The sequence below is a fragment of the Calidithermus terrae genome, assembly GCF_003574345.1.
GTDB lineage: Bacteria > Deinococcota > Deinococci > Deinococcales > Thermaceae > Calidithermus > Calidithermus chliarophilus.
Genome location: NZ_QXDL01000109.1, coordinates 1 through 13,726 on the forward strand (window position 1 = coordinate 1; position 13,726 = coordinate 13,726).

At 71.0% G+C, this 13,726-nt stretch carries 16 protein-coding genes; 8 read left to right on the forward strand and 8 right to left on the reverse strand.

Going from position 1 to position 13,726, the window contains the following annotated elements:
- The 5 genes from Mterra_RS12810 to Mterra_RS12830 form a co-directional block, all read right to left on the reverse strand.
- The coding region (locus Mterra_RS12810; RefSeq protein ID WP_245971621.1) for an ABC transporter permease at positions 1 to 1,050 on the reverse strand (1,050 nt) is incomplete at its 3' end.
- 69 nt (positions 1,051 to 1,119) lie between these two features.
- On the reverse strand, positions 1,120 to 1,791 hold the full coding sequence (locus Mterra_RS12815) for an ABC transporter ATP-binding protein (protein ID WP_170159660.1): 672 nt from the start codon (positions 1,789 to 1,791) through the stop codon (positions 1,120 to 1,122).
- Positions 1,792 to 1,829: 38 nt separating this feature from the next.
- Positions 1,830 to 3,173, reverse strand: coding sequence for an efflux RND transporter periplasmic adaptor subunit (locus tag Mterra_RS12820; RefSeq protein WP_119315543.1), 1,344 nt, complete (start codon positions 3,171 to 3,173; stop codon positions 1,830 to 1,832).
- Complete coding sequence (locus Mterra_RS12825; RefSeq protein ID WP_245971623.1) at positions 3,170 to 4,198, reverse strand: TolC family protein; 1,029 nt, start codon at positions 4,196 to 4,198, stop codon at positions 3,170 to 3,172. The genes Mterra_RS12820 and Mterra_RS12825 overlap by 4 nt, the downstream gene beginning before the upstream one ends.
- Positions 4,199 to 4,278: 80 nt before the next feature.
- The gene (locus tag Mterra_RS12830) at positions 4,279 to 5,619 is read right to left on the reverse strand and encodes a TolC family protein (protein ID WP_119315545.1); all 1,341 of its coding nucleotides are present in this window, start codon (positions 5,617 to 5,619) and stop codon (positions 4,279 to 4,281) included.
- A gap of 276 nt (positions 5,620 to 5,895) precedes the next feature.
- Here Mterra_RS12830 and Mterra_RS12835 point away from each other — a divergent pair, with 276 nt between their 5' ends.
- From Mterra_RS12835 to Mterra_RS12845, 3 genes are all read left to right on the forward strand, one after another.
- Positions 5,896 to 6,357, forward strand: a complete 462-nt coding sequence (locus tag Mterra_RS12835; RefSeq protein ID WP_147372761.1) for a hypothetical protein — start codon at positions 5,896 to 5,898, stop codon at positions 6,355 to 6,357.
- 144 nt (positions 6,358 to 6,501) lie between these two features.
- Positions 6,502 to 7,179 (forward strand): response regulator transcription factor, encoded by a 678-nt coding sequence (locus Mterra_RS12840; RefSeq protein WP_119315547.1) that lies wholly within the window; start codon positions 6,502 to 6,504, stop codon positions 7,177 to 7,179.
- On the forward strand, positions 7,176 to 8,486 hold the full coding sequence (locus tag Mterra_RS12845; protein ID WP_119315555.1) for a sensor histidine kinase: 1,311 nt from the start codon (positions 7,176 to 7,178) through the stop codon (positions 8,484 to 8,486). The genes Mterra_RS12840 and Mterra_RS12845 overlap by 4 nt, the downstream gene beginning before the upstream one ends.
- Positions 8,487 to 8,645: 159 nt before the next feature.
- Here the strand turns inward: Mterra_RS12845 and Mterra_RS12850 are convergent, their stop codons facing one another.
- Complete coding sequence (locus Mterra_RS12850) at positions 8,646 to 9,104, reverse strand: DUF6265 family protein (RefSeq protein WP_119315548.1); 459 nt, start codon at positions 9,102 to 9,104, stop codon at positions 8,646 to 8,648.
- 51 nt (positions 9,105 to 9,155) lie between these two features.
- On the opposite strand from Mterra_RS12850, the gene Mterra_RS12855 reads away from it, so the two are divergent.
- From Mterra_RS12855 to Mterra_RS12875, 5 genes are all read left to right on the forward strand, one after another.
- Positions 9,156 to 9,827: an HAD family hydrolase gene (locus Mterra_RS12855; RefSeq protein ID WP_119315549.1), complete on the forward strand. Its 672-nt coding sequence runs from the start codon at positions 9,156 to 9,158 to the stop codon at positions 9,825 to 9,827.
- Positions 9,828 to 9,845: 18 nt separating this feature from the next.
- Positions 9,846 to 10,196, forward strand: coding sequence for a carboxymuconolactone decarboxylase family protein (locus tag Mterra_RS12860; RefSeq protein ID WP_119315550.1), 351 nt, complete (start codon positions 9,846 to 9,848; stop codon positions 10,194 to 10,196).
- Complete coding sequence (locus Mterra_RS12865) at positions 10,193 to 10,669, forward strand: 8-oxo-dGTP diphosphatase (RefSeq protein ID WP_119315551.1); 477 nt, start codon at positions 10,193 to 10,195, stop codon at positions 10,667 to 10,669. Before Mterra_RS12860 ends, Mterra_RS12865 begins: the two co-directional genes overlap by 4 nt.
- Entirely contained in the window at positions 10,657 to 11,265 is a 609-nt protein-coding gene (locus Mterra_RS12870; protein ID WP_119315552.1) for a P-loop nucleotide/nucleoside kinase family protein, read from the forward strand. Before Mterra_RS12865 ends, Mterra_RS12870 begins: the two co-directional genes overlap by 13 nt.
- Before the next feature lie 80 nt (positions 11,266 to 11,345).
- Complete coding sequence (locus Mterra_RS12875; RefSeq protein ID WP_027891870.1) at positions 11,346 to 11,552, forward strand: cold-shock protein; 207 nt, start codon at positions 11,346 to 11,348, stop codon at positions 11,550 to 11,552.
- Positions 11,553 to 11,836: 284 nt separating this feature from the next.
- Here Mterra_RS12875 and pfkA read toward each other — a convergent pair whose 3' ends face one another.
- Entirely contained in the window at positions 11,837 to 12,805 is a 969-nt protein-coding gene (pfkA, locus tag Mterra_RS12880; protein WP_119315553.1) for a 6-phosphofructokinase, read from the reverse strand.
- 93 nt (positions 12,806 to 12,898) lie between these two features.
- Entirely contained in the window at positions 12,899 to 13,696 is a 798-nt protein-coding gene (rsmI, locus tag Mterra_RS12885; protein WP_119315554.1) for a 16S rRNA (cytidine(1402)-2'-O)-methyltransferase, read from the reverse strand.
- Positions 13,697 to 13,726 lie beyond the last annotated feature (30 nt).

Consider the following 13,726-nt stretch of genomic DNA (forward strand, 5'->3'; position numbering starts at 1 on the left):
GTCGCGGGGCTTGGCCCCCAGCGCCTTGCGGATGCCGATCTCGCGGGTGCGCTCCGTGACCGAGACCAGCATGATGTTCATGATCCCGATCCCCCCCACCAGCAGGCTGATCCCCGCCACCCCGCCCAGGAAGAGGGTCATGGTCTGGGTGACCTGGTTGACCGAGGCCAGGGCGTCGGCCTGGTTCTGCACGTTGAAGTCGTACTCCTCGGGGTCGGCGATCTTGTGGCGTTCGGCCAGGAAGTCGGTGATCCGGGCCTGCAGGTCCTTGAGGGCGTCCTTGCTCAGCCCCTGCACGTAGATCTGGCTCACCGTGGGCTCGCCGCGGTTGTTGCTGCGGCCCAGGCGCTGGTGGTAGGTGCCCAGCGGCACCAGGACCTGGGAGTTGGGGTTGGCGAAGCCGGAGTCGCCCTTGTCGGGCAGCACCCCCACCACCGTGAAGGAGACGCCGGCGATCTTGATCTTCTGGCCCAGCGCCTCGCCGCCGTCGAAGAGGTCCTGGGCCACCTGGTAGCCGATCACCGCCACCCGCTTGCGGCCCTGGTCGTCGGCCTCGGTGAAGAAGCCGCCCCGCTCGGGCTGGGCGTTGCGCACGGCGGCGTAGTCGGGCCAGGTGCCGACGACGGTGGCGCTGGTGTTGTTGGCCCCGAACTTGACCTGCTGGTTGCCCTGGGCCACCGGGGCCACCCCCGCGACCTCGGCGGCGAACTGCTCCCGCAGGGCCTCGGCGTCCTTCAGGGTGAGGCTCTGGGCCCCGCCGAAGCGCACCAGCCCCGGCGGCCCGCCGCCCCGCCCGCCCGACACGGTGAGCAGGTTGGTGCCCAGGCTCTGGAGCGAGCGGGTGATGTTGGCGGTCGAGCCCTGGCCCACCCCCGTGAGCGCGATCACCGCCGCCACCCCGATGATCACGCCCAGCGCGGTGAGCGCCGAGCGCAAGGGGTTGGCGCGGATGGCCCGCCAGGCGATAGCCACGACCTGCAAGGGGTTCATGCCGGCGAGGCTCGAGCGCCGCTGGGGCCTTTCTTTAGGAAGTTCTCGGGTTGGGTTCATCCGCACCCCCCTTAAGTGCGAGCCCGCCCTGAGTGTTTAGCGTTCGACGTTTGGCCTTTGGCATCTTCTTCACGCCACACCTCCCACGGGCCGCCTGCGGTGCGGGTTGGGCCCGTCCGACTCGATGAAGCCGTCGCGGATGCGCACGATGCGCCCGGTGTGCTCGGCGATGTCGGCCTCGTGGGTCACGACGACGACGGCGGTGCCCTCGTCGTTGAGCTCCTGGAAGAGGCGCATGACCTCGGCGGCGGTGTGGGAGTCGAGGTTGCCGGTGGGCTCGTCGGCCAGCAGGACCGCGGGGCGCAGGGTGAGGGCGCGGGCGACCGCCACCCGCTGCTTCTGCCCGCCGGAGAGCTGGGAGGGGAGGTGGCGCTCCTTGCCCGAGAGCCCCACCCGCCGCAGCACCTCCACCGCCCGCTCGCGCCGCTGGGGGGCGGGGACCCCGGCGTACATCAGCGGCACCTCGACGTTCTCGAGCACGCTGAGCCGGGGCAGCAGGTGGAAGGCCTGGAACACGAAGCCGATCTGCCGGTTGCGGACCTCGGCGCGCTGGTTCTCGCTCAGCGCGGTCACGTCCTGCCCGGCCAGGGCGTAGGTCCCGGCGGTGGGGCGGTCGAGCAGGCCGATGATCTGCATCAGCGTGGTCTTGCCCGAGCCCGAAGGCCCCATCAGCGCGACCATCTCCCCCTGGGCGATCTCGAGCGAGACCCCCTTGAGCGCCTCGAACTCCACCTCGCCCATGCGGTAGACCTTGCGCACGCCCTCGAGCCGGACCACCGTCACCGCCCACCCCCCGCCGGGATCCGCACCGGCAGCCCGAAGCCCGTGCCCTGCCGCTGCTGGCCGGAGCCGCTGTTGGGGCTGCGGGCGGGCAGCACCACGAGTTGGCCGGGCTCGAGGCCCTCGGTGATGACCTGGTTCACCCCGTCGTCGGGGCCCAGGCCCACCCGCACCGTCTCCTGGGTGCCGTCGGGCTTGAGCACCTCGACGTAGCCGCGGTTTCGCACGGTCTGCACCGCCCGCTTGGGCACGGTCAGCGCCCCGCGCACCTCCTGGGCGATGATCTCGGCCTCGGCGCTCATGCCGGGTCGCAGCAGGCGCCGGGGGTTGTCGAGGGTGACGGTGGCGTAGAAGACCGGGATGTTCTGCACGGGGGTGGCGCTGGGGGAGATGCGGGTGACGCTGCCCCGGAAGGTCTGGCCCTCGAGCGCGTCGAGGGTGACCTCGGCCCGCTGGCCCACCCTCACCTTGCCGATCTCGGTCTCGTCAACCTGCACCGGCAGGTTGAGCTTCGCGTCGTCCACCAGGGTGAAGAGCGCGGCGTTGCTGGCGGCGGGCCCCCCGAGCTGGGCGCTCACCGCCGTGACCACGCCGCCGAAGGGGGCGTAGACCTTGGTGCGGGCCAGGTTCCGCTGGGCGTCCTCGAGGTCGAGCCGGGCCTGCTCCACGGCGAGCTGGGCGTTCTTGAGGTCCTGGGCGCTGGAGCTGGCCTTGAGGCTGAGCGCCTGGCGGGCGGTCTCGAGGTTGATGCGGGCGCTGTCGAGGCCGGCCTGGGCCTTGGCGTAGGCGTCCTTGGCCTGTTGCAGGCTCTGCAGGCTGGCCCCGCCCACGTCGTAGAGCTTCTGGGCGGCGTTCAAGCCGTCGCGGGCGCTCTGCAGGTCGCGCTGGGCGTTGGCGTAGCCCACCTCGGCGTTGGTCACGCTCTGCCGGTTGGCGGCTTGGGTGCTGGCCTGGTTGGCCCGCAGGGCGTCGAGGTTGGCCTGGGCTTTCTGCAGCGCGAGCCGGGCGTTCTCGAGGGCGCGCTGGTGGTCGGCGGGGTCGAGCCGGGCCACGAGCTGCCCCTTCTGCACCCGGTCGCCCACCTGCGGCAGGCTCAGCACGGTGCCGGAGGCCTGGGGCTTGACCTCGAGGGTGCGGGCGGCCTCGAGGGTGCCCGGACCCGACACCGAGACCCGGAACACCCCCCGGCTCACCGCCACGGTCTCGGGGCCGCGGGCTTGCGCAGCCTGCCCCGCCGGGCGCCCCCGCAGCCAGAAGAACACCCCGGCCCCGGCCAGCGCCAGCACCAGCAGCCAGACCCACCAGGCCACCCGGCGGCGGCGAACGGCGGCGTTCGCGTTCATGAACCGCCTCCTGCACGGGCCAGCGCGGGCCCCCAGCCCGTCACGTCCACCCCGGCGGCCACCGAGAGCGCGGCCAGGGCCTTGAAGTAGCCGTTCACCGCCTGCTGGTAGGCCAAGCGCGAGCGGGTTAAGGCGAGGTCGCTGCCCTGGAGCTGCACGCGGGAGATGGTCCCGCTGGCGAAGCGGGCCTGGTCCTGCTTGAGCGCGGCCTCGTCGTTGGCGAGCTCCTTCTGGGCGATGCGCACCCTCTCGAGCGCGTTCTGCACGGCGCGGTAGGCGTCGCGCAGGGTGGTGAGGGCGTTCTGGCGGGCGTTGTCGAGGCTGCGGCGGGCGTTCTCCAGGCTGGCCCGCGCGTCGCGCAGGGTGGCGGCGGGGGTGTAGTCGTTGTCGGCCAGCCGCACGTTGAGCTCGGCCAGCTCCACGCCCTGCGCGGCCTGGAGCAGGCTGGGCAGGCGGGCGAGGCCCTGCTCGAGCGCCCCCGGCTCCAGCCGCACCTCCTGGAAGGCGGGGGGCGGGGTCACGCGGGTGGCGCCGCCGGCCGGCTGGCCCAGCAGCGTCTCGAGCCGCGCGGCCAAGATGGGCAAGCTCGCGCGGGCGTCGGCCAGGCTCTGGCGGCTGGCGGCCAGGGTGTTCTCGGCCTTGGCGACCTCGAGCGCGGTGCCGTTCTTGGCCTCGAGCTTGGCCTTAGCCACCTCGAGGTTGCGGGCGTCGAGGGCGAGCTGGGCCTCGAGCACCTTGACGTTCTCCTGGGCCTCGTAGAGCGCGGCGTAGGCCGAGAGCACCGACTGCAGCACCTCGAGCTGCTTCTGCGCGGTGCGGGCCTCCTCGAGCGCGGCGCTGTTCTTGGCCTGGGTCAGGGGCACGACCAGGGTGCTGGGGTCGGCCTGCTTGGCGGCGAGGTCGGCGCGGGCGTTGGCGAGCGTGGCCCGCTGGTTGGCGAGCTCGGGGTTCTGCGCCAGGGCCCGCTCGAGGGCCTGGGGCAGGGTGAGGGCGGGGGCCTGGGCTGTGGCCGGTGCCGACAGCACCAAAACGCACAGGATGAGGCTGCGTATCGCGTATGGCGTATTGCGTAGGACGTACGGCGCACGACCCCTCGGAACACGCATCATCGGTCTCCTCCGGTCAGGTCTTCGCCCAGCGCGGCCCGCAGCCGCAGCGCGGCGGTCTGGGCCGAGGCCAGGGCGGTCTCGAGGCTGAGCTGCGACTGCTGCACGTTGAGCTGGGCGAGCTGCACGTCGAGGGCGGTGGCGGTGCCCGCGCCCAGCCGGGCCTGGGCGGTCTTGAGGCTCTGCTCGGCGTTGCTCAGCGCCAGCCGGGCCACCTCGACCCGGGCGCGGGCGTTCTGGGACTCGAGGTGCCTCTGCCGCACGTCGAGCTCGGCCGACTTCCGCGCGGTCTCGAGGGCCTTCTGCGCCGCGGCCAGCGCGGTCTGGGCCGAGGCGATGGCGGCGTCGGCACCGGGGGCCAGCACCGCGAGGTCCACCGACAGCCCCACGCTGACGGCGCTCGAGGCCGTGCTCGAGCCCCCCAGGAGCGGGTAGGAGGCGCTGAGGGTCGCCAGGCCGCTCTGCAGGTTGAGCCCGGCCTGCACCGAGCCGCCGCCCGACTGCCCGAGGCCGTAGCCCAGGCTCAGCGAGGCCGCGGGGAACCAGCGGTCGCGCTGGGCGATGGCGAGCCGGTCCTGGGCCTCGGCCACCTGGAGCTGGGCCTTGCGCACGTCGGGGCGCTGTGCCAGGGCCTGCGCGAGGAACTGCTCGAGGCCCCCCGGGGGCAGCTCGGCGGCCTCGGGCGCGGTGCTCAGCTCGCCCAGGGCGCTGGCCTCGAGGCCCAGCGTGTTCGCCAGGCTCAGCCGGGCCAGGCTCAGGTTGCCCTCGGCGTTGACCGCGCTCACCTGCGCGTCGGCCAGGTTCTGCTGGGCGGCGATGAGGTCCTCGAGGGTGGCCTGCCCGGCCTGCTGGCGGGCGGTGGCGACCTCGAGCTGGCGCTGCCGCAGCCGCAGGGCGGCCTGGGCCGCCTCGTGGCCCAGCGCGGCCTGCCGGGCGCTGAAGTACTGGCCGAGGGCGGCGGCGTAGAGGGTGTTGCGGGCCTCCTGGCGCTCGAGCGCCGCCCGCGCCAGGCCGCGCTCGGCGCTCCTCAGGCCGTCGTAGGCGCTCGACCAGGGCAACAGCCCGCCCAGCGAGGCGTTGCCCGAGAGGCTGAGCCGCTGGGTGGGGTCCGGCGAAGGGGTGCTCGAGCCCGCCAGCGAGTAATCCCCGCCCAGCGAGGCCTTGAGCCCTAAGCCCGCCCGCGCCGCCTCGAGTTGGCGCTGCGCCGACTCGTAGGCCAGCTCGGCGCTGACCCAGCCGGGCGAGCGGGGGAGTTGCCGCAGGGCTTCCGGCAGGCTGAGGGCCTGGGCGGAGGTCGCCAGCGCCAGCAGGGGGAGCCAAAGCAGGGGTTTGCTCAACACTTCACCTCCGTGCTTTTGAAGTCTCGAGGGCGGCCGTGTAGCGGCTGGGTACGCCTTGTGTAGGTTTCGTGAAGGCTTGGGGATTGTGTAGCCCTTTTGAAGACCGCCCTGCTGGAAGGGCGTAGCTTTCCCCGCCCAGAGCGGGCTCAGGGCCACCTCAGCCCGGATCGGGAAAGCTTCGCAGGAGCTTTACATTCCCTCCACCGCTTTTGCACGCCCGGCCCCCACACTTAGCCCAGGTGCAAGCGAGCCTTGCCCCGCCAAAGGAGGAACACCATGTTCGGATTGATCGCAGCAGCCGCTATCGTCATCGGAAGCCTCTTCCTGCCCGCCGCCCCTGAGGGGATGTACGCCGCCAGCCCCGTCGAGCTTCAGGCAGGACAGGCCGTCCAGGCCAGGGCCGGGAGCACCACCTACGTCCAGCTCACCCAGGACCCCGCCGGCTGGGGCCTCAGCAAGGGCGACGTCAGCGACCTCGTCTACGTGGACGACGACGGCTACGCCCCCAACCCCACGGCCCGCCTCGAGCGCTTCTGGGTGCTCGACGAGGGCGCCCCTGCCGGCTGGGCGGTGTTCGTGCCCGACAGCCAGGCCACCCGGGACGGCGCCATCGTCAACACCTACGGCATCCGCATCCCCGAGGGCACGCCGGCCGGACAGTACGCCCTCGAGGTGCAGGTGCGCGACAACGAGAGCGGTCAGGTGTACACCTTCCCCCTCACCGTCAACGTCGGCTAGCCGTTCGCCCTCGAGCCTCCCGAAGAGCCCCCGCGGGGGCTCTTCCGCCGTCTACACACGGCCTTCACAATTTCCACCCCCGCCCTTCACCGCCGCAGGCCAAGCTGGGCCATGATGCCGAGTGCTGCGGATAAACTGAACCTGATGGCGCTGGTGCTGGTGGTCGAAGACGAGCCCGAGATCGCCGAGATCCTCGAGGGCTACCTGCGCCGCGACGGCTACCGCACCGAGCGGGCGGGGGACGGGCGCAGCGCCCTCAACCTCTACCGCGCGGCCAAGCCCGACCTGATCCTCCTCGACATCCAGATCCCCGAGCTCGACGGCCTCGAGGTGCTGCGCCGGGTGCGCTCGGACGGCAACACCCCCGTGATCATGGTCACCGCCCGCACCGAAGACCTCGACAAGCTGCTGGGCCTCGAGCTCGGCGCCGACGACTACATCACCAAGCCCTTCAGCCCGCGCGAGGTGGTGGCGCGGGTCAAGGCGGTGCTGCGCCGGGCCCACCCGGCCGAAGGCCCCAAGCCGGTGCTGCGGGCGGGGCTGCTGGAGGTGGACGCCGAACAGGTGGTGGCCCGGGTGGGCGGGGTGCGCCTCGAGCTCACCCCCACCGAGTTCCGCCTGCTCGAGGCCCTCGCCCGCTCGCCCGGCCGCGCCTTCAGCCGCGCCGAGCTGCTCGAGGCCGCCCACCCCGACTCCGACGCGCTGGAGCGGGTGGTGGACGTTCACATGAAGAACCTGCGCAAGAAGCTCGAGGCCGCCGGGGCCCCCAGCCTGCTCGAGACCGTGCGGGGGGTGGGCTACCGGCTGTGGGTGCCGGCATGAAGCTGTGGGACCGCCTGGAGGTCCGCCTCGCGCTGCTGATGGCGGCGGTGGCCGTGGCGACCAACCTCATCACCTTCGGCCTCACCGCCTACCAGGGCCAGAAGGAGTTCCGCTACCTCCCCGCCAGCGTGCGGGCCGTCCTGCAAGACCCCGACGCCGTGCCGCTGCCCTTCGACCTCTCCAAGGAGATCAACCGCCAGCTCCTCAACGCCGACCAGGTCATCGTCCAACTGGCCCCCGACGTGGTCCAGGGCGAGCGGGTGGTGATGCTGCGGGCCCTCGAGGGCGGCAACGTGCTCATCGCCCAGCAGTTCACCCTGCGGGCCCCGGTGCCCGGGGTCTCGCGCCGGGAGGCCGGCTTCCTGGCCCGGCTGCAGCAGAGCCTGACCTGGGCCACGCTGGCCTCGGTGGGGCTGGGCATCCTGATGGCCTTCGTCTTCGCCCGCCGCCTCGCCCGCCCCCTCGAGGCCATCTCGCAGGGCGCCAACCGCCTGGCCCGGGGCGAGCTCGCCGTGCGCATCCCCGCCCCCCGCAGCAACGACGAGGTCTCGCTGCTGGCGCGCAACTTCAACGCCATGGCCGAATCGCTCGAGCGCCTGGAGAAGGAGCGCCGGGCCATGATCGCCGACATCGCCCACGAGCTGCGCACCCCCCTCACCGTGCTGCAGGGCCGCCTCGAGGCCATCCAGGACGGGGTGATCCGCCTCGACGAGGCCGAGGTCGCCCGCCTGCACCACCAGACCCGGCTGCTGGCCCGCCTCGTCGAGGACCTGCGCACCCTCTCGCTCGTTGACGCCGGGCGGCTCACCCTCGAGCGCCAGCCGCTCGAGCTGCGCGAGGTGCTGGCCTCGGCCACCCAGAGCTTCCGCACCCGCGCCGAGGCGCGGGGGGTGGGGCTCGAGCTCGACCTCCCGCACCAGCCCATCGCCCTCAGCGCCGACCCCGACCGGCTGGCCCAGGTGGTCGGCAACCTCCTCGCCAACGCCCTCGACCACGCCCCGCCCCGGGGCCGGGTCACGGTCGCAGCCGGTCAGGAGGACGGTAAGGCCTGGTTCAGCGTGGCCGACACCGGCCCCGGCATCCCCGAGGAGGCCCTGCCCAAGATCTTCGACCGCTTCTACCGCGTCGAGCAGAGCCGCAACCGCCAGACCGGCGGAACCGGCTTGGGCCTGTCCATCGTGCGCGCCCTGGTCGAGCTGCACGGGGGGCGGGTGAGCGCTTGCAACCGGCCGGAGGGGGGTGCGGTGTTCCGGGTGGAGTTGCCGGTAGCGCCGAAAGGGGTCGAGGGCCGGGGGGCGGTGCGCTGAATGCCGGTAGCCGGGCGCGGGGTGCGGGTCGTACGTCGTGCGTCGTGCGTCGTACGTCCTACGTCGTACGCAAAACGCAAAACGCGAGACGCCAAACGCGAAACGCAAAACGCGAGACGCGAGACGTAAGACGCCTCAGTCCTCGACTGCCACGAGCCTTTACAAGCTGAAGCGCCGGTATACGAACTTGTCCTCCGGAGCGACCTCCTTGCCTTCCTGGGCGAAGTAGGAGTGGAGGGTGCCGGGCTCGAGGTGTTCGTAGAGCATCCACAGGTCGGGTTTGTCGGGGTTGAGGCGGTAGAACACGGCGCGGGCGGGCTCGAGCTCCACGGCGCAGAACTTCACCGACTCCTCCTTCTCCTCCCAGCCCACGAGCCCGGGGTTGAAGTGCTTGATGCGCAGGATTAAGCCCTCGGGCTCTTGGGTGATGGTGACGTGCTCGGTGAACCAGGGCTTTTCCTCGCGCACCCAGCGGAACATGCCCATCATCAGGCCGTGGGCGGGGTAGCTCCAGTACTCGTCGATCTCGTCGAGGCCCTTGTGGCCGCGCCAGGCCCCGGTGAGCCAGGAAAGCGCCTCGAGGCTGGCCTGCTGGGCCTGGGTCGGGTAGATCGGCATATGCGCTCCTTTCCTGAGAAAGCCCTAATCTGAGTTCAGTAGGATTCCACCATGAAGCGTGCCGTGCTCTTCGACGTGGGCGATACCCTCATTCTCGGGCATCCGAAGTTCTGGCTGTGGCCCCTGCTGCACGAACGGGGGATCGCCGGCAAGGCCGACACCTCCAGGCTCATGGAGGCGGTCATGGCCGCCTACCGGGTCTACAACGAGCGCCACATGCAGGCCACCACCGTCGAGACGGCCCTGCCCGTGTGGGCCGACTTCCACCTCACCCTGCTCTCGGGCATCGGGTTGGGCGAGCACGCCGAGGAGATCGTGGGCTTCCTGCGCGACAACTGGCAAAACCCCAAGGTTTGGCCGCTGACGCCGGGGGCGAAGGAGGTGCTGGGCGAGCTGAAGGGGCGCGGCTACAAGCTGGGCGTGGTCTCCAACTGGGACGCGCTGCTGCCGGGGGTGCTCGAGGCCACCGGGTTGGCCCCCTACTTCGACTTCGTGGCCGCCTCCGCGCTGGTGGGCGCGGCCAAGCCCGACCCCCGCATTTTCCGGGTGGTGCTCGAGGGCCTGGGGGTCGAGCCCCACCAGGCCCTGCACGTCGGGGACTCCCCCGATGACCTGGGCGGCGCCGCCGCCGCGGGGGTCGAGGCCGTGCTCTTCGACCCCTACCGCCGCAACCCCGAGGCCCTGCACGAGCTGTGGGGGGTGCTCGAGCGGCTGGAGGCCTGAGGCGTTAGGCTGGAGCGCATGAGCGTGCGCAGAGCCATCTGGGGAGAGAAATTCGAGGCCATCGAGCAGAGCCTCAGCGAGGTAGACGCCGACCTCTACGGCTACATCCGCGACTTCGCCTACGAGGAGGTGCTCGCCCGCGAGGGCCTGGACCTCAAGACCCGCGAGCTGCTGGCGATCACCAGCCTCATCGCCCTGGGGTCGCCCAAGGAACTCGCCACCCACCTCGAGGGCGCCCTGCTCAACGGCGCCAGCGAGCGGGAGATCCGCGAGACCATCATCCAGTCGGCGCTCTTCGTGGGCTTCCCCAACGCGCTGGGGGCCATGAAGATGTTCCACGCCCTGCTGCGCAAGCGGAGCGAGGCATGACCGTCTGCTCCGACGTGCTGCTCTTCGACCGGCCCAACGGGCGGCTGGGGATGGGGCGCAAGAAGCGCGGGGCGGAGGTGGGCAAGATCCAGGGCTACGGCGGCAAGCTCGCGCCCGGAGAAACCCTGGCCCAGTGCGCCCTCCGCGAGCTGCTGGAGGAAGCGGGCGTGCGGGCCAAGGAGCAAAACCTCTGGTACGTGGCCCACCTGACCTTCGAGTTCCCCCACAAGCCCGAGTGGAGCCAGGTCGTGCACGTCTTCCGCCTGGAGCACTGGGAGGGCGAGCCCCAGGAGAGTGAGGAGATGGCCCCGGTGTGGTGCGACCTGCTGGCCCTACCCTACGACGAGATGTGGGACGACGCGCGCTACTGGATGCCCAGGGTGCTCGAGGGCCGCAAGGTGCGCATGCGCTTCGTCTACGGCGAGGACAACCAGACCGTGGCCCAGGCCGAGCACGAGGAATGGCCTTCGTGAGCCCCACCCTCATCGTCGTCAACGGCATGTGGGGCAGCGGCAAGACCACCCTGGCCCGGCGCCTGGCCGCCGACCTGAAGCTGCCGCTGCTGTGCCGTGACGGGCTCAAGGAAGTGCTCTACGACAGCCTGGGCCCCGAAGGGGACATCGCCCAGCGCCTGGGCCCGGCCAGCTACGAGCTGCTGTTTTACCTCTGCGAGCGGTTGCTGATGGCCGGGACCTCGCACCTGCTCGAGAGCAACTTTTCCAGCACGCTGGCTCCCCCTAGGTTCATCGCTTTGCAGGGCAAGTACCGGGCCCGGTTGGTCCAGCTACACCTCAGGGCCCCCCTCGAGGTGTTGATCGAGCGTTCGCTGGCCCGCCTTCGCTCCGGAGAACGCCACGCGGTGCACTACAAGGAGCGGGAGCTGCTCGAGGTGTCCGGGGAAGACCCGGTAAGCTGGCTCAGGCAAAACCCGCGGCTGCTGCCCAGCCTCGACGACCAACCCATGCCGCTGCCCGGCCCCCTGATCCCGCTCGAGACCACCGACTTCAGCAAGCTCGACTACGACGCGGTATTGCAACGGGTGAGCGAATTGTTGGAGGAAGCTATTTGACTTACGTCTCTGCTCGTGCTACTGTTGCGGTGTCCCCCAAAAATCCGGTTGGGTTTTGCAGGGTCGTAAGGAGAAGTTTCATGAACAAAGGTACCGTCAAGTGGTTCAACGCGGAAAAGGGTTACGGCTTCATTGCTCAGGAGGGTGGCCCCGACGTATTCGTGCACTACTCGGCCATTCAGACCGATGGTTTCCGTACCCTTAACGAGGGCGATGTGGTCCAGTTCGAGATCGAGCCGGGCCGCAACGGGAAAGGCCCCCAGGCCAAGAACGTTCGCAAGGCCTAACACCTCGCAAAACGTCTGCCCCCCGCTAAGCGGGGGGTGTTTCTTTGGCGTTTGCGTCGAGGGTCGATGGCCGGGCGCTGGGTGAGGGGCGTACGTCGTACGTCCTACGTCGTACGTCCTACGTCGTACGCCAGACGCAAGACGCCAGACGCGGGACGTCTTGTCACCCCCCTTAACAAGGGGGGCAGGGGGGGATACCCCTCCCCGCGCGCGGGAAGGGAAGGGGAGGGGTAACCACGGGCCACGAGCCTCCCGCTGGTGGCTGAAAGCTGACGGCTGACGGCTTAAAGCGCCAACGTCTTCGCCAGTTCGTACTTGCGGCGGTTGATGTCCTTGCGCTTTTCGACGGCTTCCTTGAAGGGGGTGAGCCGGATCTCGTCGTTGACCTCGCCGATGGCGACGCCGCTGGCCCCGGCGAGGAGGGCGTCTACGCAGGCGGCGCCCAGGCGGCTGGCGAGGACGCGGTCGATGGCGGTGGGGCTGCCGCCGCGCTGGATGTGGCCGAGCACGGTGACGCGGCCCTCGATGCCCGAGCAGAGCTTCACGTCGCGGGCCAGGGCTTCGGCCCCGCCCTCGTAGCCGCCCTCGGCCACCACCACGATGGACGACTTCTTGCCCTTGCTGGCGGAGGCCTCGATCACCTGGGCGCACGCGTGGGCGCTGGTGGGGTCTTCGGGGAGCACGATCACCTCGGCGCCGCCGGCGATGCCGACCTCGAGCGCGATGAAGCCGGCGTGCCGCCCCATCACCTCGATGAAGAACACCCGCTCGTGGCTGGCGGCGGTGTCGCGGATGCGGTCGATGGCGTCGAGCGCGGTGTTGACGGCGGTGTCGAAGCCGATGGTGTAGTCGGTGCCGTAGAGGTCGTTGTCGATGGTGCCGGGGGCGCCGACGATGGGGATGTGGTGCTCCTCGACGAGCTTCAAAGCCCCCCGGTAGCTGCCGTCGCCGCCGATGCAGACCACGCCGCCGATCCCCGCGTCCCGCAGGTTCTGCGCGGCCTTGGCCCGGCCCTCAGGGGTCATGAACTCCTTGCTGCGGGCGGTGAGCAGCACGGTGCCGCCGCGCTGGAGGGTGTTGGCTACGTCGCGCGGGCCCAGCTCGATGAAATCGCCGTCGATCATGCCCTGGTAACCGCGGCGGATGCCCACGACCTCCAGGCCCTGCGCCGTGCCCGTCCGCACCACCGCGCGGATGGCCGCGTTCATGCCAGGGGCGTCGCCGCCGCTGGTAAACACACCGATTCGCTTCATCATTCGACCTCACCACTCCCACGCCAGGTTCAGCGTTCACGCGTCGCCGGGAAGCCCTTCCCGCGGGAAACGCTTCCAGAAGACGCCCGGCCCTCAGGCCGGATCGTCATGAGCCAAAGTATAAGCCTGGTTGCGCGGAATGCCAGCCTCGACCAGCGCCCTCACCAGCGCCTTGCCGCGCAGGCCCTGGGCGCGCAGGCGCTCGAGCAGTTGCGCCGCGCTCGGCCCCTGGGGGGTGGCGGCCTCCTTGGGCCCCAGCACGAGCACGAACTCCCCGCGCGGCTCGCCAAAGTGCTCCAGCGCCTCGCCCAGGCTGCCGCGGAACACCTCCTCGTGCAGCTTGGAGAGCTCGCGGGCCACGGCCACGGGGTGCGCCGGGCCGTAGAACTCGAGCAGGTCCTCGAGGGTGTCCCGCAGGCGGTGGGGGGCCTCGTAGAGCACCACGGTGCGGCCCACGGCGATGCCCTGCAGGCGCTCGCGGCGCTCCGAGCGCTTGTGCGGCAAGAAGCCCTCGAAGGCGAAGCGGGCGGTGGGCAGCCCCGAGGCCACCAGGGCCGGGACCAGCGCGGTGGGGCCGGGCAGCACCTCGAGCTCCCACCCCTCCTTCAGCCCCAGGCTCACCAGCTCGGCCCCGGGGTCGGAGATGCCGGGCGTGCCCGCGTCGGTGGCGTAGGCCACGTAGCCGTAGCCCTCCAGCAACTCCTTAGCCCGCCCCACGGTGTGCTGGTCGAGCCGCACGGTGGGTTTGGCGATGCCGAAGTGCCTGAGCAGGATGCCGGTGCGCCGGGTGTCCTCGCAGGCCACCACCTCGGCCTCCTTGAGCACCCGCAAGGCCCGCAGGGTGATGTCCTCGAGGTTGCCGATGGGGGTGGGGACGAGCACCAGGCGCATGGGGACTAGTGTAAGTCAAGGGTCGGGGGT